The 22,106-nt window shown below is 59.0% G+C and carries 22 protein-coding genes; 12 read left to right on the forward strand and 10 right to left on the reverse strand.

The features are described from left to right. The first annotated feature begins 35 nt into the window (after window positions 1–35). The 4 genes from phaC (at window position 36) to J7380_RS02060 (ending at window position 3,875) form a co-directional block, all read left to right on the forward strand. Window positions 36–1,838, forward strand: coding sequence for a class I poly(R)-hydroxyalkanoic acid synthase (gene phaC / locus J7380_RS02045; RefSeq protein ID WP_209194265.1), 1,803 nt, complete (start codon window positions 36–38; stop codon window positions 1,836–1,838). Between the two features lie 132 nt (window positions 1,839–1,970). Continuing rightward, on the forward strand, window positions 1,971–2,417 hold the full coding sequence (locus J7380_RS02050) for a phasin family protein (RefSeq protein WP_170354599.1): 447 nt from the start codon (window positions 1,971–1,973) through the stop codon (window positions 2,415–2,417). A gap of 133 nt (window positions 2,418–2,550) precedes the next feature. After that, the gene (phaR, locus tag J7380_RS02055) at window positions 2,551–3,105 is read left to right on the forward strand and encodes a polyhydroxyalkanoate synthesis repressor PhaR (protein WP_209194266.1); all 555 of its coding nucleotides are present in this window, start codon (window positions 2,551–2,553) and stop codon (window positions 3,103–3,105) included. 11 nt (window positions 3,106–3,116) lie between these two features. Beyond that, window positions 3,117–3,875 (forward strand): trypsin-like serine protease, encoded by a 759-nt coding sequence (locus tag J7380_RS02060; RefSeq protein WP_209194267.1) that lies wholly within the window; start codon window positions 3,117–3,119, stop codon window positions 3,873–3,875. A 3-nt stretch (window positions 3,876–3,878) separates the two neighbouring features. On the opposite strand, the gene J7380_RS02065 is transcribed toward J7380_RS02060, so the two are convergent. After that, window positions 3,879–5,093: an aminotransferase class I/II-fold pyridoxal phosphate-dependent enzyme gene (locus J7380_RS02065; protein WP_209194268.1), complete on the reverse strand. Its 1,215-nt coding sequence runs from the start codon at window positions 5,091–5,093 to the stop codon at window positions 3,879–3,881. Window positions 5,094–5,308: 215 nt separating this feature from the next. Between J7380_RS02065 and J7380_RS02070 the strand changes: the two genes are divergently transcribed. Continuing rightward, on the forward strand, window positions 5,309–6,259 hold the full coding sequence (locus J7380_RS02070; RefSeq protein WP_209194269.1) for a formylglycine-generating enzyme family protein: 951 nt from the start codon (window positions 5,309–5,311) through the stop codon (window positions 6,257–6,259). A 30-nt stretch (window positions 6,260–6,289) separates the two neighbouring features. Here the strand turns inward: J7380_RS02070 and J7380_RS02075 are convergent, their stop codons facing one another. The 6 genes from J7380_RS02075 to J7380_RS02100 all read right to left on the reverse strand — a co-directional run bounded on the left by J7380_RS02075 (window position 6,290) and on the right by J7380_RS02100 (window position 13,784). Then, entirely contained in the window at window positions 6,290–7,594 is a 1,305-nt protein-coding gene (locus J7380_RS02075) for an FAD-binding oxidoreductase (RefSeq protein WP_209194270.1), read from the reverse strand. Between the two features lie 6 nt (window positions 7,595–7,600). Next, entirely contained in the window at window positions 7,601–8,959 is a 1,359-nt protein-coding gene (locus J7380_RS02080; protein ID WP_209194271.1) for a glutamine synthetase family protein, read from the reverse strand. Beyond that, entirely contained in the window at window positions 8,959–9,639 is a 681-nt protein-coding gene (locus J7380_RS02085; protein WP_209194272.1) for a type 1 glutamine amidotransferase, read from the reverse strand. The genes J7380_RS02080 and J7380_RS02085 overlap by 1 nt, the downstream gene beginning before the upstream one ends. A 59-nt stretch (window positions 9,640–9,698) precedes the next feature. After that, window positions 9,699–11,018 (reverse strand): glutamine synthetase family protein, encoded by a 1,320-nt coding sequence (locus J7380_RS02090; RefSeq protein WP_209194616.1) that lies wholly within the window; start codon window positions 11,016–11,018, stop codon window positions 9,699–9,701. A gap of 111 nt (window positions 11,019–11,129) precedes the next feature. Beyond that, entirely contained in the window at window positions 11,130–13,316 is a 2,187-nt protein-coding gene (locus J7380_RS02095; RefSeq protein ID WP_209194273.1) for a xanthine dehydrogenase family protein molybdopterin-binding subunit, read from the reverse strand. Window positions 13,317–13,319: 3 nt separating this feature from the next. After that, a complete protein-coding gene (locus J7380_RS02100) occupies window positions 13,320–13,784 on the reverse strand; it encodes a (2Fe-2S)-binding protein (protein WP_170752479.1) in 465 nt (154 codons plus the stop codon). A 143-nt stretch (window positions 13,785–13,927) separates the two neighbouring features. Between J7380_RS02100 and J7380_RS02105 the strand changes: the two genes are divergently transcribed. The 5 genes from J7380_RS02105 to J7380_RS02125 all read left to right on the forward strand — a co-directional run bounded on the left by J7380_RS02105 (window position 13,928) and on the right by J7380_RS02125 (window position 18,066). Then, entirely contained in the window at window positions 13,928–14,530 is a 603-nt protein-coding gene (locus J7380_RS02105) for a TetR/AcrR family transcriptional regulator (protein WP_209194274.1), read from the forward strand. Window positions 14,531–14,635: 105 nt separating this feature from the next. Further along, entirely contained in the window at window positions 14,636–15,667 is a 1,032-nt protein-coding gene (gene dusA, locus J7380_RS02110) for a tRNA dihydrouridine(20/20a) synthase DusA (protein WP_209194275.1), read from the forward strand. A 31-nt stretch (window positions 15,668–15,698) separates the two neighbouring features. Further along, window positions 15,699–16,523: a sulfite exporter TauE/SafE family protein gene (locus tag J7380_RS02115; RefSeq protein WP_209194276.1), complete on the forward strand. Its 825-nt coding sequence runs from the start codon at window positions 15,699–15,701 to the stop codon at window positions 16,521–16,523. After that, window positions 16,520–17,302 (forward strand): hypothetical protein, encoded by a 783-nt coding sequence (locus J7380_RS02120; protein WP_209194277.1) that lies wholly within the window; start codon window positions 16,520–16,522, stop codon window positions 17,300–17,302. Before J7380_RS02115 ends, J7380_RS02120 begins: the two co-directional genes overlap by 4 nt. A gap of 35 nt (window positions 17,303–17,337) precedes the next feature. Next, window positions 17,338–18,066 carry an STAS/SEC14 domain-containing protein gene (locus tag J7380_RS02125; RefSeq protein ID WP_209194278.1) on the forward strand — a complete coding sequence of 243 codons (729 nt, stop codon included), beginning with the start codon at window positions 17,338–17,340 and terminating at the stop codon, window positions 18,064–18,066. A 242-nt stretch (window positions 18,067–18,308) separates the two neighbouring features. Here J7380_RS02125 and J7380_RS02130 read toward each other — a convergent pair whose 3' ends face one another. From J7380_RS02130 to ccmI, 3 genes are read right to left on the reverse strand one after another with little or no spacing between them, the layout of a single operon-like run. After that, complete coding sequence (locus J7380_RS02130) at window positions 18,309–18,542, reverse strand: DUF1289 domain-containing protein (RefSeq protein ID WP_209194279.1); 234 nt, start codon at window positions 18,540–18,542, stop codon at window positions 18,309–18,311. A gap of 16 nt (window positions 18,543–18,558) precedes the next feature. Beyond that, complete coding sequence (gene ruvX, locus J7380_RS02135; protein WP_170354583.1) at window positions 18,559–19,023, reverse strand: Holliday junction resolvase RuvX; 465 nt, start codon at window positions 19,021–19,023, stop codon at window positions 18,559–18,561. After that, complete coding sequence (gene ccmI, locus J7380_RS02140; RefSeq protein ID WP_209194280.1) at window positions 19,020–20,240, reverse strand: c-type cytochrome biogenesis protein CcmI; 1,221 nt, start codon at window positions 20,238–20,240, stop codon at window positions 19,020–19,022. The genes ruvX and ccmI overlap by 4 nt, the downstream gene beginning before the upstream one ends. Window positions 20,241–20,436: 196 nt before the next feature. Between ccmI and J7380_RS02145 the strand changes: the two genes are divergently transcribed. Beyond that, window positions 20,437–21,681 carry a sarcosine oxidase subunit beta family protein gene (locus J7380_RS02145; RefSeq protein WP_170354581.1) on the forward strand — a complete coding sequence of 415 codons (1,245 nt, stop codon included), beginning with the start codon at window positions 20,437–20,439 and terminating at the stop codon, window positions 21,679–21,681. A 76-nt stretch (window positions 21,682–21,757) separates the two neighbouring features. Next, window positions 21,758–22,087 (forward strand): sarcosine oxidase subunit delta, encoded by a 330-nt coding sequence (locus J7380_RS02150; protein WP_209194281.1) that lies wholly within the window; start codon window positions 21,758–21,760, stop codon window positions 22,085–22,087. Window positions 22,088–22,106 lie beyond the last annotated feature (19 nt).

A 22,106-nucleotide genomic window follows, 5' to 3' on the forward strand; every position in this document is an offset into this window, starting at 1 on the left:
TGCATAGCAGAAAATAGTAGGGGGGAATTGTTAAAATGACAACAACCGAAGACCGATCGCCAGAGCTAACCGAGGAACACCTTGAACGGCTTAAAGAAAATATGAATAAAGTCGAAGCTTTGTCGAAGCGACTGGTTGAAGTCATGGCCGGAAAAACTCCGCATTCCCCTGCGTTAGATGGCCCGAATCAAGATCTTTTTGCAAAAGCAGCAACGGCCTATATGACCGAGGCATGGCAAAATCCTGCCAAGCTGTTGGAGCATCAGATCGAGTTTTGGGGAAAGTCAGTTCTGAACTTTGCCGAAGCGCAGCAGGCCCTTGCGTCCGGAAACACCGATGCTGAGGAACCCGGCCCGAAGGACAAGCGGTTTTCCAACCCGATGTGGGACACAAACCCCTATTTCCGCTTTGTACGCCAGCAATATCAGACAAACGCCAAAGCGATCGCTCAGGCGGTCGCGTCAGTTGACGATATGCCCGAAAAAGACAAGCAGCGGCTTCAGTTTTTCTCGCAGCAGATCATCGACATGATGTCCCCTACGAATTTTCTGGCCACAAACCCCGATGCCTTGGAAAAGGCGGTTGAGACCGAAGGTCAATCCTTGATCAAAGGTCTGGAGAATCTCGTCTCTGATCTCGAAGCCAACAATGGCGAGATGGTCGTACGTCTGGCCGATGACAGCGCGTTCGAGATTGGAGGCAATATCGCCACGACACCGGGTGAGGTGGTCTACCGCAATGAGTTGATGGAGCTGATCCAGTACAAACCCGCGACCGAGACCGTTTTCGAAACACCGATCATTCTGTTTCCGCCTTGGATCAACAAATTCTACATTCTGGACCTCAAGGCGCAGAACAGCCTGATCAAGTGGGTGACTGAACAAGGCTATACTCTATTCGTTGTCAGTTGGGCGAACGCGAATGCCTCCCACGCGGATATCGGGATGGGCGACTATATCGAGCAAGGCTATCTGACCGCGATTGAGCAGGTGAAACAGATCTGCAAGGTCAAGCAGGTCAACGCTGTCGGCTATTGTATTGCGGGAACGACGCTTAGTTTGACCTTGTCGCTGCTCAAACAGCGCGGGGACAAGTCGATCAAGTCGGCCACATTCTTCACCACCTTGACCGATTTCGGAGATCAGGGCGAGTTTACCCCGTTCCTCCAGAATGACTTTGTCGACGGGATCGAGGATCAGGTCGGCAAAGACGGGGTTCTCAAAGCCTGGGTGGTTGGGCGAACGATGTCTTTCCTTCGGTCCAATGACCTGATCTATGGTCCTGCAATCCGTAGTTATATGATGGGCGAAACCCCCCCGGCCTTTGATCTGTTGTTCTGGAACGGGGATGGCGCAAACCTGCCCGGTCGGATGGCAGTCGAATACCTGCGGGGTCTTTGCCAAAGCAATGATTTCGTCAATGATGGGTTCGAGCTATTGGGGCATAATCTGCATATCCGCGATGTGGATGTGCCATTGATGGCCATAACATGCGAAACGGATCACATCGCGGCATGGAAAGCCTGCTACCGTGGCGTGCAGCAGATGGGCTCGCGGTCAAAAACGTTTGTTGTCTCGCAATCCGGCCACATCGCGGGGATCGTAAATCCGCCCAGCAAGAAGAAATACGGACACTATACCAATCCAGATTTAAAGGCAGATGCCGATGGTTGGATGAAAGAGGCGGATTTCCATGAGGGATCGTGGTGGCCTCTTTGGGAAGCTTGGTTGAAAAAGCGTTCTGGCAAGCAAATCCCGGCGCGTGAACCGGGCGATTCGGACCATCCGTCTTTGTGTCCGGCACCCGGAACCTATGTTTTGGTCAAGGCAACCGATTGATTTATCAGGGAACTCAAAGTTTTTTCTGCACTGCAGCAAGAAAATTCTTGCAATGCTGCAGTGCGGCAATCATATTGTCCTCAAGCTGATGAAAACCGGGGCAGGCCCGGTTCGGCAAAAAGGATTTGGACAATGGCTAAGACACAAGACTTCACCGCTGCTCTGAAAGACATCATGGGCGCGTTTCCCGTTGACACCACCGCACTGGAAGGTGCCTTCAAGTCGACCGCAACCCTGAACGAAAAACTGTCGGGTGTTGCTCTGGAAGCTGCAGAGAAATCGGCAGAAATCTCGAACAAATGGACCAAAGACACCCTGGCCAAACTGACCGAGATGTCGAAAGCAAAAGCAGAGCCTGCTGACTACGCAAAAGCCGCAACCGACTTCGCAAGCGCGTCGGCCGAAGTTGCCGCTGAAAACATGGCTGCTTTCGCTGAAATCGCGAAAAAAGTTCAGAGCGAAACCGTCGAGCTGCTGATGGCTGCCGGTAAGGACGCTGCAGAAGACGCAACTGCTGCTGTCAAGAAAGCCACCAACGAGGTGACTGCTGCTGCCAAGAAAGCAACAGCTGCCAAGTAAGTAAGGCCGCGAGGCGCACCCATCCTCCCATCTGGTGCAATCGCGTCGGGCAGGTCGAAAGACCTGCCCTTTCTTTTTGTTCTGCAGTCGCATAATCTCTGCTGCAACGCATCATCCTTGGGGAGGGTTAACGGTGTCAGAACAAGAAAAACCGTTGTTGATCAAACGCTATGCCAGCCGTCGGCTGTATAACACCGAGACCAGCGACTACGTCACGCTAGAGGATATCGCGGTGTTCATTCGCGATGGGCGCGAAGTGCAGATTATCGACCTGAAGACAGGTGATGACCTGACACGCCAATATCTGTTGCAAATCATTGCGGAACACGAAAGCCGGGGCGAAAACGTTCTGCCGGTGAACGTGCTAAACGATCTGGTCCGCAGCTACATGCTGCCGGGCGGGGGTATGATGCCTCAGTTCCTGCAAAGCTCGTTCGAGATGCTGCGCGAAAGCCAGTCGAAGATGATGGAAAACATGAACGCCATGAACCCGATGTCGCAGATGCCGGGGTTCGAAGCTATGCAGGCGCAGCAACAGGCGTTTTTGAAGGCGATGACCGGTGGACTTTCGGGTAACTGGTCCGGCCCGGACAAAGAAGAACAGCCTGCGACAGAACCCAAAGAGGATCTGGACGAAATCAAGAAACAACTGGCTGAGCTGCAGCAAAAGCTATCCAAGCTGAATTGACGCGATCGGTCATGCTCTGGCTTTTTTTGGGTGTCGCATTGGCGTGGTCAAGCTCTGCGCTGTCTCAAGGTGTTTACTCGGATGACTGGTCCGAGGTTTGCAGGTTGGGCAGTGCGGCCTCACTCGGCTGCGACGCTGTGCGTGAACGACAGATACAGGACGCGACGCAAGTGCCCTGGCGCGCAGTCGGTCGGGTCAATTTTGCAGGCCGGGACCAACGATCACATTGCACTGGCACTCTGGTGGCAGAGCGTTTGGTTCTGACTGCGGCGCATTGCCTTTTCAACACGGCACGCAACCGTTGGATCCCACCCGCCAGCATACGGTTCGCAGCCGGTTATCAGCGAGGAGAAGCGGTCGCGGTCTCGGGCGTTTCGGGCTATCGGCTGCCGCCCGGGCAGGGACCAACAACATTCAACCGGCGCGCAGATCTGGACTGGGCGCTGCTGGAACTGACCGAACCTCTTGGACAACAGATCACACCAGTGCCTTTAGCGAAAACCGCTGCGCCCTCATCCTATCTGGTGGGCTATCCCGGCGTACGGCCGCATGTCCTGAGCCGCACCCCGTCATGCCCGCCAACCCGCGCAGAGCAAGGAATCCTAGTGGCTATTTGCCCCGTGATGATGGGGGATTCGGGCGCGCCGCTTTTGGTAGATGGCCCGGAGGGGCCACAGGTGGCAGCCGTTCTGTCGCGTGTTGCCGCGACCGCGAAAGGGGTCACGGCGCTGTTTGTTTCGTCGGACCTTGTTGGTCCTCAAAGGAACTAGCAGCTAGGTGCCATAGACCGGAACCGGCCCGGTTACTTCACCAACCGAAGCCAGTAGGATGTCGGCGATCACGTCCAGTTCCTCACGTGTCAGACGCACAGGCAGGCGCACGTCACACGCCTTCATCAGCATGTTACGCGTCTGCGGCAGTTCAAACTGTTCCGGCAGGAACTGCCAGTTCCAGAAGGCGCGAGCGTTATCCTCGCTTTGACCAAAGACCTGAACCTTGACCCCACGCGCCTCGGAGGCGGCGGCAAAGGCGCGGATCTCGTCATCGCTGAGGCCCACCAGATTGAACTGGATCGAATCCGGCGCACGGCGTTCGGGTGACAGGGGGGCGGGGACGTCGATGAAATCAGAGCTGTTCAGACGCTCGGCCACATAGTCATGATTGGCCAAGCCATCCTTGACGCGCCGCGCCAGTTCGGGGATCTGGGGCCGGATCACGGCGGCGCTGAGGTTGCTCATCCGCAGGTTATACAGCGGCAGCTTGTTCTGCCAGCGGGCAAAGGCCTGTTCCAACTCGGGAGAGTTGTCGCCGTGGGGGCCTTTGTGCTTCTTCCAGTTATGCTCATACGCGCCCGACATGATCACGGCCTGCGCCACCAGATCGGCGTCGTCGGTGATCAGAATGCCACCTTCGCCCGCGTTGATCATCTTGTAGGACTGGAACGAGAAACAGCCGACCTTGCCAATCGTGCCGATATTCTTGCCGTGCCATGTGGTACCCAGCGAATGCGCCGCGTCCTCGACAACCGGGATGTTGCGCGCGTTGCACAGGGCCATGATCGCATCCATGTCGGATGTATGGCCGCGCATATGGCTGATGATGACGGCCTGGACACTGTCCAGCTTGGCCTCGAAATCGGCCATGTCGATGCGATAGTTCTCGCCCACTTCGCACAGCACTGGGATGCAATCCGCATGAACGACCGAGGACGGCACGGCCGCAAAGGTAAATCCGGGGATCAGCACCCGCGCATCCCGCGGCAGACCCAATGCCTTGAGCGACAGGAACAAAGCGGCCGAGCAGGACGATACGGCCAGCGCGTATTTCGCGCCCAAAAGGGCCGCGAATTCGCTTTCCAGAAGCGCGACCGGCGCATCTTGCGGCGCGGTATAGCGAAACAGGTCGCCCGACTGCATCAGGGCGTCAATGGCCTCACGTGCAGCGGCGGGGATGGGTTCGGCGTCATGAACGTTAGGAGGAAGCGTCATATTTGATTTTCCCAAATTCTATCTTTGGAAAAGATAAAGCTAAAAGGACGTCAATCCAAGCCCCTACGTGATCATGCAGCAAAATTTCACCTAACTGTCGCAATCCAGAGGGTAACTTCGTCCCGACCCCGGATTGCGTCTTGCATCCGTTGGGGAAACCGGGTGGCAATGGGGCAATCTAAACATTGCATTTCACGGTCCGGATTTTTGCCACCATGCTTGCTAGACTTGCTTTTTCACTGTCCATTCTCGCTCTGCCAGCTCAGGCGCAATACGTCCTGTCCGACGGAGCCGAAGTCGCACCGCTTGAGATGTTTCAGGAATGCGACGTCTGCCCCGAGATGATCGTGTTGCCGTTAGGAGAGTTTCTGATGGGCGCCCCGCCGGGGGAATCGCGTGCGAGTATCCACTTGAATTCGAATCCTTTGAAGGCTGCTACGGCGGAGGACCCGTATATAGCGTATCACGAGGGTCCCGTTCATTCGGTTGAGATGGATCTTCCTGTCGCCATGGGCCGCAATGAGGTCACTCATGACCAGTGGATGGCGTGCGTAGACGACGGTGGCTGTAGGGGACATGTTCCGCGCGATTGTATTTTACTAAGAGATAAACCTTGTGTGGACATTCTTGGGAACTACCCGGTTGTTGATGTTTCTTATTTAGATGGCTTGGCCTATGCGAGGTGGCTAAACGGCAAGGTTGGAACAGATGTGTACCGTTTGCCAACCGAAGCAGAGTGGGAGTATGCAGCACGCGCCGGAACGCAGACCCCATTTGCTCAGGGTGAGGAAGTCACCACCGATCAAGTCAATTTCCACGGCAAACCAACCGAAGAAATGTTGGGTGTCAAGCGTCCAGAACTGGCACGGCGTGGTCATCCGGTTCGGGTTGATGATCTCGACGCAGCAAACGCGTGGGGATTGCGACATATGTCAGGAAATGTCGTCGAGCGTACAATGTCTTGCTGGTCTCTAACTCACATAGAATTGGCGACTGCGAGTGAATACCTTCATCACGCTATGCGATCTAGTTGCCCTGAGCGTGTCGGGAGAGGTGGCGCGTATTGGACCGCAATGGATTTCTCACGGGTCGCTTCACGCGGGCGAACAGATGAAGATGCAAGGTTAATGACCGCTGGATTTCGAGTACTACGCGATTTTAGGTAGTCTGCAAATTCTCAGTTAACCGATCCGCTATCAGACACCCAGCCGATCCCGCAACGCAAACCACGTCATTGCCAGCACCAGAAGGGGGTTGCGCAGGGCGGTGCCTCCGGGGAAGGGCAGGGCGGGGACGCGGGCCATGGTGTCGAACCCTTCGGCTTGGCCTTGGATGGCCAGCGCCATCAATTGGCCCGCATGGGTGGCTGTTCCGACCCCGTGGCCGGAATAGCCCGAGGCGGACAGGATATTGGGCGCAACCCGCGTCAAATACGGCATCCGCCGCATGGTAATCGCCAGCGTGCCGCCCCAGGCATAGTCGATCTTCACATCCCGCAGATGCGGGAAAATTTCGGCCATTGGTTTGCGGACCTTGGCGGCGATATCGGAAGGGAAGCGATAGCCATAGCTTTCGCCGCCGCCGAACAGCAGCCGATTGTCGGCGCTGAGGCGGAAATAGTTCACCACAAATTTCGTATCAGCCACCGCTACGTCTCGGGTCAGAACACGGGCGGTATCGGTGCCCAAAGGCTCGGTCGCAGCGATGAAATTGTTGATCGGCATGACCCGCGCGGCGACCTTGCTGTTCAGGCCTCCCAAATATCCGTTGCAGGCCAGAATGACGTGATCGGCCGTGACCTTGCCCTGCGCGGTGTGGATGATGGCGGGTGAGGTTTCCTCAACCCTTGTCACCTCGGTGCTTTCATATATCCGCACGCCTGCCTTGGCCGCCGCCTGCGCCAGACCCAGCGCATAGTTCAGCGGATGCAGATGCGCGGCACCCATGTCCAGATACCCCCCGCGATAGGCGGGCGAGGGGCACAGACCATGGCCCTTGCCTTCGTCCAGCAGCTCCATCTGGTCATAGCCATAGCGGTCGGACAGATGCGCCGCGTGATCGTGCAATTCCTGCTGTTCTCCGCTGGACAGGCCAAGAACGGCAACGCCCGGTTTCAGGTCGCAGTCGATCTGGTGCTTGGCGATCAGCGATTTGACCAGCGCCTTCGCGTCCTCAGCAAGATCCCACAGCTTCGCCGCATCGTCGTCGCCAACCAGCCGCTCAAGATCTTCCTGATCCATCCGTTGGGCGCTGCCCAATTGCCCGCCATTGCGGCCTGATGCGCCAAAGCCCACACGATGCGCCTCAAGCAGCACAACGCTGAACCCTGCCTCGGCCAGATGCAGCGCGGCGGACAGGCCGGTATAGCCGCCGCCCACTACGCAGACATCGGCCTTGTCGTCCCCCGCCAGCGTGGGAAAACGATCAATCGGATTGGCCGTGGCCGCGTACCAACTGGCCGGGTATTCGGCCTTGCGATCGTTGGAATAAAGCAGGTTCATCGTGGATCAGACGTTCAGCAGCAGATGCTCACGCTCCCACGGAGAGATGACCTGCAGGAACTCTTCATACTCGGCGCGTTTGACGATGCCGTAGACGCGGGCAAATTCGGGGCCCAGAACCTCATGCAAGGCGGTCGCTTCATCGAACAGGTCCAGAGCATTGCCCATGACCTGAGGGATATCGCCTTCGCCTTCGTAAGCGTCGCCATAGAACTGACGGCGCGGGCGTTCCTGTTGGACCAGGCCCAGATAGCCGCAGGCCAGTGACAGCGCTATGCCCAGATAGGGGTTGCAGTCCATCCCGGCGATGCGGTTTTCGACCCGGCGCGCCTCGGGCCCCGACAGCGGCACGCGGATGCCGGTGGTCCGGTTGTCGCGCGCCCATTCCAGATTGATCGGCGCGGCGTGATCTTTCACATAGCGACGATACGAGTTCACATAGGGCGCCATCACGGCCAGACCCGAGGGCAGGTGGTTCTGCAACCCGGCGATGAAGTGGTAAAACGCGTCCGTCTCACCCCCTTGCGGACCCGAAAAGATGTTCTGCCCGGTCTCCATGTCGATGACCGAATGGTGGATATGCATGGCCGAGCCCGGTTCATCCACAATCGGTTTCGCCATGAAGGTGGCAAAGCAATTGTGCCGCAGCGCGGCCTCGCGGATCAGGCGTTTGAAATAGAACACCTCGTCGGCCAGCTTGACCGGGTTGCCGTGGCGCAGGTTAATCTCTAACTGGCCCGCACCGCCTTCTTGGGTGATGCCGTCAATCTCGAAACCCTGATGTTCTGCGAAATCATAGATGTCATCGATCACCGGACCAAACTCGTCCACGGCTGTCATCGAATAGGCCTGCCGCGCCGCCGCCGGACGACCCGAGCGGCCCATCATCGGCTTGATGCTTTGCGCAGGGTCCACATTGGGGGCGACCAGAAAGAACTCCATCTCGGGGGCGACGACGGGTTTCCAGCCCTTGTCGTGATACAGTTGCACCACGCGTTTCAGCACGTTGCGCGGACTGAACGGGATCGGGTTGTCGTCGCGGTCATAGGCGTCATGGATCACCTGCAACGTCCAGTCGCCCGTCCACGGCGCAGCGGATGCGGTCGTGAAGTCGGGCCTCAGGATCATGTCCCGTTCGATGAATCCGTCCTCACCCGCGGCCTCACCCCAGTCGCCGGTGATGGTCTGGTAAAAGATGCTGTCGGGCAGGTGGAAATAGGATTGCTTGGCGAATTTCGAAGCAGGCACCGCCTTGCCGCGCGCGATGCCGGGCAGGTCCGAGATGATGCACTCAACCTCGTCCAGTCGGTGGCCGTCGAAATAGCTGCGGGCTGCCTGCGGCAGTTGTTCGGTCCAGTCGGCCATCAGGCCCTCTCTTTCTTCAAAAACTCCGCCATGAATTGCCCGATCTTGGGGTTGTCGTCATTGGCGGGCAGGCGGTCAGTAGCCGCTTGCATCAATTCATCGGGGACCACGCCCTTGCCGCGTGTCTGGATCAGACCCTGAATAAAGCCGTCACCATATTCGGGGTGGGCCTGTACCGTCCAGATCGTGTCGCCATAAGCCACCATGGCGTTGCGACAGAAATCGTTGGTACCGGTGACGCGCGCGCCATCGGGCAGGGCGACGACTTGATCCTGATGCCACGCGTTCAGCGTAACTGTCTGGCCATCAAGATCATAGTCGGTGCGCCCAACGGCCCAGCCTCCGGTGAACTTTTCAACTTTTCCGCCCAGCGCCTGTGCGATGATCTGGTGGCCAAAGCAGACGCCAATAAGCGGCTGGCCTTTGTCGCGGATCGCGCGGATCAGATTTTCCAGCGGGGGGATCCACGCGTGATCCTCATACGCCCCATGGCGCGAGCCGGTGATGACCCAGCCGTCGGCGGAGTCTGTGCCGTCCGGGAACTGGCCGTCCACCACGTTGTAGGTCTGAAACGTAAAGCCGTTGCCGCCCAGCAGGGTACGGAACATGCCGTCATATGTGCCGAAGTCTGAACGCAGCTCATCCGGAGGGTGGCCGGTTACAAGGATGCCGATTTTCATGGGTCACCAAATTTGATCAAATTCATTTTAACGAACCAAAAGGGGCCGGGCAAGGGGGGTCAGACGGCCTCGACGTAGCTTAGCCAGTGCTCTTCTGGGGGGCGCTCTGCGAAGCGGCGGATTTCCTGCCGTTTGGTCATCGCCATGTAACGGATCAGATCAGCAGGGAAGATGCGCGCCACGTGGGGATCGGATTCGAAGGTAGTGATCGCGGCCTCCCAATCGCCGGCCAGTTGGGGCAGGCCGTCGATATCATAGGCGTTACCGGTGATCGGGGCGGGCGGGTCGGTTGCGTCCTCGATCCCGTTCATCGCGGAACCCAGAACGGCGGCCAGCATCAGATAGGGGTTGATGTCGCCCCCGGCGACGCGATGTTCAATCCGACGCGCGGCGGGGACGCCGCCGGGAATACGCAGGGCGGCTGTGCGGTTCTCATAGGCCCAACTCGCGCCGGTGGGCGCGTGGGCGCCGGGGACCAGCCGGGTGTAGGAATTGCCGTGCGGCGCAAAGATCAGAGTGCTGCCGGGCATCGCCGCCAGACAGCCCGCGATGGCGTGGAGCAGCGTGTCCGTCCCCTCGGGGCCGCCATTGTCAAAGACGTTCCGACCGGCCTGATCCACGACCGAGAAATGCACATGCATCCCGTTGCCCGCGTCATCGGCATAGGGTTTGGACATGAACGTCGCGGTGAACCCGTGTTTGCGGGCGAGACCACGCGTCAATACTTTGAAAAGCCATGTATCATCGGCGCAGCGCATGGCGTCCTGATGGTTCAGGTTTATCTCGAACTGGCCAATGCCGCTTTCGGAAATGGCGGTCTGGGCGGGAATGCCCATCGCGGCGCAACCATCGTAAAGCTCGGTGAAAAACGCATCGAACGCGTCCATCTCGGCCATGGACAGAACAGCCTCATCCACCAGCCGGCGTCCGGTTAAGGGGTTTATCGGAGGTCGAGGCTGCGCGCCGGACGAATCCAGCAGCGTGAACTCCAGCTCGGTCGCTGCGATCACCGACCAACCGCGCTGGGCATAGCGGTCCAGCACCGCGGCCAGCGCGTGGCGGGGGTCCCCGGCAAAGGGGGTGCCGTGGTCGTCGTACAGACACATCGGCACCAGTGCGGTGTCCACCTCAAGCCAAGGCATCGGGACGGGGCCGCGCTCGGTTGGCAGCAGCACGCCATCGGCATCACCGGATTCAAACACCAGCGGACTGCCGTCAATATCCGCGCCCCACAGGTCCACATTCAGCGCCGAAAACGGCATCCGCACGGAGCCTTTGTCCAACTTGTCGGAATACGAGGGCGGCACGCGTTTGCCCCGCAACTGACCGTTCAGGTCACAGGCTGCAACGCGAAAACTGTGCAAGGCGTTCAGGTCCATCGGGGGCTCCATCATTGTGGTTCCCCCGAGGTTTAGTTGACGCAAAGCGCCTTGTCACGAAATTTGATCAAATTAGCCCCGCGCCGTATTCAAGCAGCGCGGGGCAGAGGGTCAGGCGAAGCTGACGCCGTTTTCGGCCATCGGATGTTCGGCCACCAGAACGCCCGACATCGCGTGGATCGCATTGGCCAGAGCTGGCGCGGACGGAGGTGTTCCGGGTTCGCCCACGCCAGTCGGCGCTTCTGCGGATGGCACGATATGCACGTCGATGGCGGCGATATCACTGATGCGCAGCGGCTCGTAATCCGGGAAGTTGGACTGATCGACCGCCCCGCTGGTCAGCGTGATCTGGTCGCGCATCACATGGCCGATACCATAGCCGATGCCGCCTTCCATCTGCGCCTTGACCACATCGGGGTTCACCGCAATGCCACAGTCGACGGCGCAGGTGACCTTTTCGATCTTGATGCCATCTTCCGGATCGCCCGAGATTTCAACGACCTCAGCCGCATAAGATCCAAAGGATTTATGCACCGCGATCCCTTGCGAGTGCCCCGCAGGCGCGTTGCCCCAACCCGCTTTCTCGACCGCTAGCTTCAGAACGGCAGCCTTGCGTTGTTGATCCGGATTGGCGCTGTCGGACAGGTGGGCCAGACGAAACTCGACCGGGTCACGACCTGCAGCTTCGGCCACCAAGTCCATCATGGTTTCCATCGCATATGCTGTATGGGTGTGACCCACTGAGCGCCACCATAGAACCGTGGTCGCCTTGGGTGTGTCGGTCAGGCCAACCGCCATGCCGGGGATGGCATAGGGGCTGTCAACCACACCTTCGACCGAGCTGTGATCGACGCCGTCATGAACCAGAACGGCCTCGAATGCGGTGCCTTTGATCACCGATTGCCCGGCGATCCGGTGTTGCCAACCAACGATATTGCCATCCGCATCCAGACCCACGCGCACCTTATGGCCAAAGGCAGGGCGATAGTAACCGCTGCGAATGTCATCCTCGCGCGTCCAGACCAGTTTCACCGGGCGTGAGCGATCGGTGACCACAAAGGCCAGCGCCGCTTCGACCTGATAATCCGCATCGGGCGTGGCGCGGCGACCGAACGAGCCTCCGGCCAGCATGGTCTTGATGTGGATCTTCTCGGGCGGCAGCTGGAAGATCTGCTGATAGGCCATATGCGGGCCCGTCGGCATCTGCGCGCCATCATGCAGAACGATGTCACCCTCAGCAGTTTGTTCGATGGTGCAGTTTAGCGGCTCCATCGGCGCGTGGGCCAGCAGTGGGAAGTAGAAGGTCTTTTCGACCACCTTATCCGCGCTGTCGATAGCCGCCGAAACCGCCGCAACATCCGCCTTGTTCACGTTGTAGGTGGGTTCCGCATCCAGCGCGGCCATGATCTCGGACCTGATCTGATCCGAGTCGCGGGTCTCGGCCCCCGACATGTCCCAATCGACCTCAAGCGCGTCGCGCGCCTGGATCGCGGCCCAGGTGTTTTCGGCGTAGACCGCAACACCCGCCTGATTGGGCAGAACGGCGGCACTGATATAGCCTTTGACCTCTTTCGATGCGCTGTCGTCAAAGCCTTTGGCGATGCCGCCTTTCGATTCGGGACGCTTGATCATTGCAACCATCTGGTTCGGCAGATGCACATCCATCGCATACATCGCCTGCCCGTTGCCCTTGATGGCCGAGTCCTTGCGGCGCACAGCTGCGTTGCCGATCAGGCGGAACTCGGACGGGTCTTTCAGGCGCGGCTCGGCCGGCGCTTCAAGCTGCGCAGCGGCTGCCACGAACTCCGCAATCGGAGCAGACTTGTCGCCAGCTTTAACGATGCCTTCCTCGATGGTGATGCCCGACGCGTCCACGCCCCAGCTTTGGGCGGCAGCGTTGATCAGCATCTCGCGCGCGGCGGCACCGGCCTGACGGTATTGCAGCCACGAGTTCGCCATCGCGGTCGATCCGCCTGTGCCCTGGAACGGGCCGAACAGCAGGTTGTTATAGACATTCGGGTCAGAGGGCGCGAATTCGTATTCGATCTGATCCATAGTCAGGCCGATTTCCTCGGCGATCAGCGTCGGCAGGCCGGTGGCCGGGCCCTGACCCTTTTCAAAATGCTTCACGATGGCCGTCACGGTGCCATCCGCGTCGATCTTTACGAAGGGGTTAAACTGCGCGGTCTTGGACGAGGCCGCCGCCAGCGCGCCATCGGGGCGGGCACCGACCAGCAGCACGGCACCGGCAGCAGCGGCACCTTTCAGAAATCCACGGCGAGAGGTGTTGATGGTCATGGATCAGGCCTCCAGAATCTCGGATGCGCGCTGGACGCCGGCGCGGATGCGTTGATAGGTGGCACAGCGACAGGCGTTGCCATACATGTACTCGTCGATTTCCTCGGCCGAGGGCTTGGGGTTCTCGGACAGCAACCCGACAGCCGACATCACTTGGCCCGACTGGCAATAGCCGCACTGAACCACGTCCAGTTCGACCCAGGCTTGCTGGACTGCGGCGCCGATTTTGTCGTCGCCCACGGCCTCGATCGTGGTGATCTCGGCATCTTCGACGTCTTCGATGTAGGTCTGGCACGAACGCACGGGCTCGCCGTTCAGATGCACGGTGCAGGCCCCGCAGGACGCAACGCCGCAGCCGAATTTGGTTCCGGTCAGCTTAAGCTCATCCCGGATCACCCACAGCAGGGGGGTGCCGGGTTCGGCGTCGACCGTGTGGGTCTGGCCGTTCAGTTTCAAGGTCAGTGACATGAGGGGGGGATACTCCATGTTGGGCTGGCTACCTGAATCGGTAAACTTGCGGGTTTACCATAAGTGACGTTTTCAATCGTGTAAACCCGTGGGTTTACCTAGTGTTTGACCTTGTCATGTCAATGGGACTATAGCTTTCAGACATGAACGAATGCAGCGCGCCGAATGCGGCAAAACACGCTCAGATCATCGAGGCTGCGGTGGCCGAGTTCCAGGAAAAGGGGTTCGCCGCCGCCAGCATGGACCGTGTTTCCGCCCGCGCCGAAGTGTCCAAGCGGACGCTGTATAAGTATTTCGAAAGCAAAGAAAACCTGTTTCGCTCTATCGTGATCGAGCTATCGAACCGCTTTGCCGGTGTGCTGGATATCCGCTATGAAAAAGGCCGTGATATCCGCGAGCAACTGATCGAACTGGCATGGGCCGAAGGGCGCATCCTGATGTTGCCCGAGGTGATGGCGATGTCCCGAATGGTGATCAGCGAAACTTTGCGCAACCCCGATCTGGCGGCAGCGGCGCAGGGCAAACTGGATAAGACTTCGATATTTGTGTCGATGCTGAAGGACGCGGCAGAAGACGGACAGTTGCGGATAGACGACCCTCAAAGCGCGGGGCAGGAGTTCATCGGGTTGATCAAGGCCAAGGCCTTCTGGCCGATGGTCTTCACCGGCAGCGTCCTGAGTGAGGCCGAAATGACGGCCACGATTGACAGCAGTGTTGAGATGATACTGAGCCGTTATGGCATTTGACCCGCCTTTGCTGTCCGCTTGGATGGCCTTGCCTGTGGCGTTTATGGTCTAAACAGTGTTAGACGCCCCCCTCGTAAGATGTGTTTCGAGGTAAAAGTCGGGAAAATGCCAGAGGTTCAGATCGTACATTCAAACCACGCCAAAACTCGGCGGGCGGCGCGGCTCTCGGTTGCGCCGATGATGGATTGGACGGACCGTCATTGCCGGTATCTGCATCGGCTGCTGTGCGGTCAGACTTTGCTCTATACGGAAATGGTAACGGCCCCGGCGTTGGTTCGGGGTGGGGCGATGCATCTGTTGGACTACAGCCCGCAGGAACACCCTGTGGCGTTGCAACTGGGCGGCTCGGACCCGCAAGAGCTGGCGCAAGCCGCGCGGTTGGGGGCCGAGGCAGGTTATGATGAGATCAACCTGAATTGCGGCTGCCCGTCCGACCGGGTGCAATCTGGCACGTTTGGTGCGGTGCTGATGAAAGATCCCGCGCGTGTAGCCGAATGTGTTTCGGCGATGCGCGAGGCTGTAGGCGTCGAGGTCACCGTGAAGTGCCGGATCGGAGTAGATGATCAGGACCCTGACCTCGTGCTGCCCGCGTTTCTGGGTGCGATCCACGCTGCGGGTTGCCAGAGGGTTACAATCCACGCACGTAAAGCGTGGCTTCAAGGGCTGAGTCCAAAGGAAAACCGCGATATCCCTCCGCTGGACTATCATTTGGTGCACCGCATGAAGGCGTTGTTTTCGGACATGCATATCTCGATCAACGGTGGAATAAACTCTTTGCAGGAGGCGCGCACGCATTTGGATGCCGGCCTTGATGGGGTAATGATCGGGCGCGCTGCCTATCACCAGCCTGCAGACATCCTGGCAGGGGCAGATCCTTTGATCTTTGAGACTGGGCAACCTGCGGACCCGTTCGAGGTGGTTCACGAGATGGTGCCTTACATCGAACAACACCTTGCCAGCGGCGGGCGTTTGCATCAGATCACCCGTCATATGCTTGGACTGTTTGCAGGGCGGCCAGGGGCGCGTGCATGGCGGCGCGTCTTGTCCGAAGGCGCCGTTCACGAGGGGGCAGGCCCAGAGGTTCTGCTGCAGGCGCTGGATCGGGTCGCGCCCGACGTGCAGGTCGAAGTGAGTTAATAAGCGGCCAACCGGCCGATATGGGGGAGAAATGCCCGAGACGTTTTTGCTGGCCCAGATGCTGGGCTTATTGCTGGTGATCGGCGCATTGGCTGGAGTTCTGGCGGGCTTGCTGGGGGTTGGCGGCGGTATCGTATTGGTGCCTGCATTTTTCTATGCGTTTCAAACCCTTGGTTATGGCGGCCCGCAATTGATGCAATTGTGTCTGGCGACGTCTCTGGCGACTATCATCGTGACCTCGGTCCGGTCCGTGATGGCCCACAACAAAAAAGGGGCTGTAGACTGGGAAATTTTGCGCGGCTGGGGGCCGGGTATCGCAATCGGGGCAGTGATCGGAGTTACCGTGGCTTCGGCCCTGCGCACCGAGGCACTGCAGGCGCTGTTTGGCATTCTGGGGATGGTGATTGGTGCTTATCTGGGTTTCGGAAAATCTGAATGGCGGCTTGGGGACGCGATGCCCAAGGGGCTCCGCCGGGCCGCTTTGTCACCGGGTGTAGGGTTTCTGTCGGTATTGATGGGGATCGGAGGCGGCAGCTTTGGTGTGCCGTTGATGAGCCTGTTCAACACGCCCATCCACCGGGCCGTTGCGACGGCGGCCGGTTTTGGGGTGATCATCGCGGTTCCGTCCGTCATCGGGTTTCTGTTTTTGAATATCGCACCTGAACACCGCCCGCCAATGACCGTTGGCGCGGTGAATTTGGTGGCATTTGCGATTGTTGTGGCGATGACGACGATCACCGCCCCTTGGGGGGTTAAGCTGGCGCATTCAATGGACCCCAAACCGCTCAAACGTGTTTTTGCTGGTTTTCTGACGCTGGTGGCCCTTAACATGCTGCGCAAAGCGATGGGCCTTTGACGACGTTTTGGCAGAAAGGCTGGGTAAAGTTTCCCTATGACCCCGCCATCGCTGAATGGGTAGCACACGCTCTGCCAGCTGCTCGGGCTGCAGTCGTTGATCCGGCTCATGCCGAGTGGTTGGACTGCCAAGGTACATGGTTCATCGGTGTGGATGCGCTGGACAACGATGCAGAGGGCAGGGTGGGGCGGTCAGGGCCGCTGCAGGGTCTGGCGCTGGAATTCGTGACCGAGCATTATGGAACTCTGCCGCTGCACAAGGGGCAGGTGTCTGTGATGTACCCCGGCTACCCCAAGCCACGCCGCGGTGAAAGCGAGGCCGCCGGGCGTTACCGGCGCAACCGTGATGCGGCGCATGTGGATGGGTTGCGCCCTATGGGTCCTGACCGCCGCCGCAGGGTGGACGAGCCGCACGCCTGGATACTTGGCCTTCCGCTGACCGAAGTGAGCGCTGATGCTTCGCCTATGGTTTTATGGGAAGGCAGCCACAAGGTCTTGCGGGCAGCTTTCAAAAAGGCTCTGCATGGTAGACCGCGTGATACGTTGCACGAGGTGGATGTTACAGACATCTATCAATCTGCCCGACGCGAAGTGTTCGAGACCTGCACTCGCCTGGAATTGCCCGCCAGTCCTGGTGAAACGTATCTTGTGCACCGTCACTGCCTGCATGGGGTGGCCCCTTGGTCGGACAGTGCTTCGGCTGGGCCAGATGGTCGGATGATCGCCTATTTCCGCCCGGAATTCCAAGGCGGTGTGGCCGAGTGGATCGAATCCCCGTAACCTACAGCCATGTATTGGTTAGGAGGTATGGGGTCATGATTACGGTCCACACACTCGCCGACGGAGCTCAGATTGAGGTCGAGCTGTCCGGCGAAGTCACCAGCACGGATTACAGCGATACGTTAATTCCCGCCATCGAGGCCGCGCTGATCGAACATGAAACCGTTCGATTGATGGCAATCGTTCAGCCCGAATTCAAAGGGTACGACCTGGGTGCTGCCTGGGCGGACACCAAGTTGGGCCTAAGCCATTGGCGCGGGTTCGACCGGATTGCCGTGGTGGCCGATCAGAGTTGGGTTCAGACCAGTGTGCGATTAGCGGCTCCGATTTTGCCTTGTCCGGTCCAGGTTTTTGAACTGTCCGAGGTCGAAACAGCGCGTCGTTGGATCCGCGAATCCCTCGGGTCGATTCATGTGACCGATCTTGGTGGGCCATGCGTTCAGATCAGCCTGTTGGGTAAGGTTGACCCCGAAGAGTATCAAAAGGCCGAAGCGCATCTGGACCAGATCCTTGCAGGGAAAACCGGTTTTCGCCTGCTGATCGACCTGCGGGAGTTTGACGGATGGCAGGGATTGTCTGCTCTGGCTGCGCATTTCCGACTGGCACGCGGTCATATCGGGTTGCTGGATCGCGCGGCGATTGTCGGCGACAAGGCCTGGCAGCATATGGCGCAACGCGTGGCGGGTCATGTGCTGGGCACCCGAACCCAATATTTCCCGTCGGAAGATATTGAACATGCGAAAACTTGGCTGGCTGCAGGATAGCCGGCGCCTTAAAGTTTGCTCGCCTTTGGGCTGACGTTAGGTAATTTTACTCGCCTCAGATTGTTTCTTGATCAGTCAGTCAAAAAAGAAATAGGGTTCAAGGGTTTTCCGGTCTTACCACGTCTGGAAACACCAATGCTGAAGCGCGCCGTTGTGGGTTGCCACTCACTCACCACTTGTCTTCGAACTTGACCCCCTCGGAGTTCAGACCAACCTGCAACGGCGCAGGCTCAGCCTGTGGCTTAGGGTTTGTTCAGGCGGGCCGAACGACCGCCACGCCGTTTCGCAAGCTGCGGCTTACGTGCGGGCAGGGCTTCCATGATCTCGGCGCGTTCGGAACTGTCCATCTTGGACCAACGTGTGATCTCGTCGATGGTCCGATAGCAACCAGTGCAGATCCGCTCGGTCGGGTGAACGACACAAATCTGGACGCAGGGGCTTTCGACCTCGTTCCGTTTCCAGACCATGTTTGTCATTGGTGTCATCCGATCCTTAGAGAAAGCGCAATCTGTCCAGCGCTCCTTGCAGAATATAGCCTGCTGCAACGTGGTCGATAACCTGTCCGCGACGTTTTCGTGTCGTATCCGCCTCGAGCAGTGCCTTTTCTGCCGCAACCGTGCTGAGACGCTCGTCCCAGAACCCGATGGGAATTTCGGTCAAACGCATCATGTTGCGGGCAAACGCGCGCGTGGATTGGCACCTCGGACCTTCTGATCCGTCCATGTTTTTCGGCAGGCCAAGAATGACCCCTCCGATCTCGCGCTCGGCGATCAATTCCAGCAGGCGCGCAGAGTCCAGAGTGAACTTTTTGCGCCGAACGGTTTCCAAAGGGCTGGCCACACCGCGCATCCGGTCCGAGACGGCCACACCGATGGTTTTTTCGCCCAGATCCAATCCCATCAATGCGGTCATCGGTGTAAGCGAAGCGGCGAAATCCTCGAACGCGTCATGGATCATTGCGCGATCCCGGCCTGCAATGCGGCGGCGTCAATGATCTCCAACGCCTCGGCATCACCGGCAAAGACCGCGTTTGCCTCTTGCATGATGTCGATCGCGCGCTGACCTTCACCCAAAACGCCCAGTGCACTGATCAGCCGCGCCCAGTCCTCGGGCGGTCCGCCTTCGGTGGCCAGTCGATCCGAAAGCTGGTTGACCATCCCCATGATCATCTGTTGGCGTTCTTCGGGTGTCAGGTCTGCGGCGGCTTCCACGTCTTCCTGAGACGGCCCGGACGGGGCCGGGATGTTCGGTGGGTTGAAGACACCGGCGCGGAACGCCAGCTCCTCCAACTGGGCGCGCATGGCCTGTGCCCAGGGCGAGTCTGCCGGCGATGAGCGCAGCGCCTCGACCCAGATGCGATATCCGATGTCGGGACGGCCAACCTGTGTCATCATCCGTCCAAGATAATATTGCGCGGGGCCGTTTCGTGGATCGCGTTGCAAAGACTGCCGAAGTGCGTCTTCGGCTTCGGGTGATATATATCCGTCAGCGGCCAGGATCATCATTTCGGCAAGATGTGCGTAAGCATCTGCAGGAACCGCTCCACCCGAGAGTTCAATCACCCGCTGCTGCGCTTTGTATGCGGCTGCAAAATTGCCAGCATTCGCCTCGTGCTGGGCAAGCAGTACGTGCCCCTGCAAATCGTCGGGACGTTCGGCAACCGTATTGCGCAGCTGTTGCAACAGGTTGGCGTATCCTTCGTCCAGCTGCTCGGGCAAGTCAGGTAGAACTTCGGCTTCGGCTTCAGCCTGGCTGGGGCGTTCGGCCCGCATTGTTTCGGCCAACTCTTTACGCAGCGACAAGGGCTGGTCCGGCAATCCGGCGGCGCCCATCTGGCGGTACATCCAAAAACCGCCGCCGATCAGGACGGCGGCAACCACGACAATAGCCACCGAATTGGCCCAGACTGGAGGGCCATCCTGTGCCCCCTGCGCTTGCATCTGCGCGTCAGCAGACAGAATCCGGCGCGAGATTTCGGTCCGCACTCGTTCCGCATCGGCCTCACTGATCACACCACGTGCAAGATCACGGTCCACACCGGCCAACTGCTCGCGATAAACGCGCAGGTCGTAAGCGGCCGCGGGTTCGCGGTTTTTGCGTCCCTTCAGCATGGAATATCCAAGGAACACTGCGATCAGCAGCGCGGTCAGGATCAAGAGGGCCCAGAAAGTCATGTCAGCTCCTAAATGGCTGCCTTGACTTAGACCCGTGGGCAGTCGGAAAAAAGGGGCAAATGGCCGCGAGACGACTTCATGTCGCAATATTGAGGGCTATGTCGCAATAGTGCGCTATTACGGCGTTGGATGGCAGGGGTATACTGTCGTTACACGGCATATCTGCGCACAATCACCGAACCGGATGGATTCGCTTATGAAACACTATTCAGCCTTTGCTGTGGCGCGCGAAGCGCTGCGCTATCACACAGGATGGGAGCGCGCCTGGCGCTCGCCCGAGCCAAAGAAGAAATATGATGTGATCATCGTCGGTGCTGGCGGCCATGGACTGGCCACGGCGTATTACCTTGGAAAGAACTACGGCATCCAGAATGTCGCGGTGATCGAAAAGGGTTGGCTGGGCGGTGGCAATACCGGCCGGAACACGACCATCATCCGGTCGAACTATTTGCAGGATCCGTCGGCGGCATTGTATGAAAAGGCGCGCAGCCTGTACGAAGATCTGAGCCAAGACCTGAACTATAACGTGATGTTCAGTCCGCGTGGCGTGATCATGCTGGCGCAAACCCAGCACGAGATCCGTGGCTATCAGCGCACGGCCCATGCCAACGCGTTGCAAGGCGTGAAGACCGAATGGATCACGCCCGAGCGCGTCAAAGAGCTGGTGCCGATCATCAATCTGGACGGGCCGCGCTATCCGGTTCTGGGCGGTCTGTGGCAGGAACGCGGTGGCACTGCGCGTCACGATGCGGTGGCCTGGGGCTATGCCCGCGCGTGTTCGGCCATGGGGATGGACATCATCCAGCAATGCGAAGTCACTGGCGTACGTCAGGACAATGGCCGCGTTGTCGGCGTCGACACCACCAAGGGTGCGATTGACTGTGAAAAACTGGGCATTGTGGTCGCAGGCCATTCCGGTCAACTGGCCGAGATGGCGGGTTTCCGTCTGCCGCTTGAGGCCGTAGCGCTGCAGGCGCTGGTGTCCGAGCCTATCAAACCCTGCATGGACGTGGTCGTAATGGCCAACACCGTGCATGGCTATATGTCGCAATCCGACAAGGGCGAGATGGTCATTGGTGGCGGCACCGACGCCTATAACAACTTCACTCAGCGTGGCAGTTTCCACCATATCGAGGAAACCGTACGTGCATTGGTCGAGACCTTCCCGATGATCTCGCGCCTGAAGATGCTGCGCCAGTGGGGCGGGATCGTGGACATGACCGGCGACCGCTCACCCATCCTGTCGAAAACGCCTTTGGGCGGGTGCTTTATCAACGCGGGTTGGGGCACCGGGGGCTTCAAGGCCATACCGGGCTCGGGCTGGGGTATGGCGCAACTGATGGCAACCGGCCATTCACCGCTGACCGAAGCTTTCACGATGGACCGTTTCAAAGAGGGCCGCTTTATCGACGAAAGCGTCGCCGCCGGGGTGGCTCACTAAGGGCTCTGCCCGAAGTGACCTCAACACAGATTTCTGGTCGGCCCGAGTGTCGATCAACCGAGAAAAGGATGACCATATGCTGATCCTGAATTGCCCTTATTGCGGCGTCGATGCCGAAGAAACCGAACTGGCCGCTGGCGGCGAGGCGCATCTGAAGCGCTTTGGTCCCGGCTCGTCGGATGATGAGTTCCACGACTATCTGTTCATGCGTGAAAACCCCAAAGGTGTTCATTTTGAGCGCTGGCGCCACGCCAATGGTTGCGGCAAGTGGTTCCACGCGGCGCGCTGCACCAGCACGCTCGAGGTCTTCGGTACTTATTCCGCTCAGACCACCGAGCCGCCGAAAGAAATCCGCGAGGCGATCACTGCCAAGCGCCCCGGCTGGACCTGGAGAGAGTTCGAATGATCCGCCCAGCCACCCGTAA

The sequence above is a fragment of the Ruegeria sp. R8_1 genome (assembly GCF_017743815.1).
GTDB lineage: Bacteria > Pseudomonadota > Alphaproteobacteria > Rhodobacterales > Rhodobacteraceae > Ruegeria > Ruegeria lacuscaerulensis_A.

Bases quoted from the DNA above. Each gene is read 5' to 3' on its own strand.
- J7380_RS02115 (WP_209194276.1), top strand. From the start codon at position 15,699: ATGCCCGAGACGTTTTTGCTGGCCCAGATGCTGGGCTTATTGCTGGTG.
- phaC (WP_209194265.1), top strand. From the start codon at position 36: ATGACAACAACCGAAGACCGATCGCCAGAGCTAACCGAGGAACACCTT.
- ruvX (WP_170354583.1), bottom strand. From the start codon at position 19,023: ATGATCCATGACGCGTTCGAGGATTTCGCCGCTTCGCTTACACCGATG.
- J7380_RS02105 (WP_209194274.1), top strand. From the start codon at position 13,928: ATGAACGAATGCAGCGCGCCGAATGCGGCAAAACACGCTCAGATCATC.
- J7380_RS02050 (WP_170354599.1), top strand. From the start codon at position 1,971: ATGGCTAAGACACAAGACTTCACCGCTGCTCTGAAAGACATCATGGGC.
- J7380_RS02090 (WP_209194616.1), bottom strand. From the start codon at position 11,018: ATGGACCTGAACGCCTTGCACAGTTTTCGCGTTGCAGCCTGTGACCTG.
- J7380_RS02150 (WP_209194281.1), top strand. From the start codon at position 21,758: ATGCTGATCCTGAATTGCCCTTATTGCGGCGTCGATGCCGAAGAAACC.
- J7380_RS02065 (WP_209194268.1), bottom strand. From the start codon at position 5,093: ATGACGCTTCCTCCTAACGTTCATGACGCCGAACCCATCCCCGCCGCT.
- J7380_RS02130 (WP_209194279.1), bottom strand. From the start codon at position 18,542: ATGACAAACATGGTCTGGAAACGGAACGAGGTCGAAAGCCCCTGCGTC.
- dusA (WP_209194275.1), top strand. From the start codon at position 14,636: ATGCCAGAGGTTCAGATCGTACATTCAAACCACGCCAAAACTCGGCGG.
- J7380_RS02080 (WP_209194271.1), bottom strand. From the start codon at position 8,959: ATGGCCGACTGGACCGAACAACTGCCGCAGGCAGCCCGCAGCTATTTC.
- J7380_RS02060 (WP_209194267.1), top strand. From the start codon at position 3,117: ATGCTCTGGCTTTTTTTGGGTGTCGCATTGGCGTGGTCAAGCTCTGCG.
- J7380_RS02145 (WP_170354581.1), top strand. From the start codon at position 20,437: ATGAAACACTATTCAGCCTTTGCTGTGGCGCGCGAAGCGCTGCGCTAT.
- J7380_RS02100 (WP_170752479.1), bottom strand. From the start codon at position 13,784: ATGTCACTGACCTTGAAACTGAACGGCCAGACCCACACGGTCGACGCC.
- J7380_RS02085 (WP_209194272.1), bottom strand. From the start codon at position 9,639: ATGAAAATCGGCATCCTTGTAACCGGCCACCCTCCGGATGAGCTGCGT.
- J7380_RS02070 (WP_209194269.1), top strand. From the start codon at position 5,309: ATGCTTGCTAGACTTGCTTTTTCACTGTCCATTCTCGCTCTGCCAGCT.
- J7380_RS02125 (WP_209194278.1), top strand. From the start codon at position 17,338: ATGATTACGGTCCACACACTCGCCGACGGAGCTCAGATTGAGGTCGAG.
- J7380_RS02075 (WP_209194270.1), bottom strand. From the start codon at position 7,594: ATGAACCTGCTTTATTCCAACGATCGCAAGGCCGAATACCCGGCCAGT.
- ccmI (WP_209194280.1), bottom strand. From the start codon at position 20,240: ATGACTTTCTGGGCCCTCTTGATCCTGACCGCGCTGCTGATCGCAGTG.
- J7380_RS02095 (WP_209194273.1), bottom strand. From the start codon at position 13,316: ATGACCATCAACACCTCTCGCCGTGGATTTCTGAAAGGTGCCGCTGCT.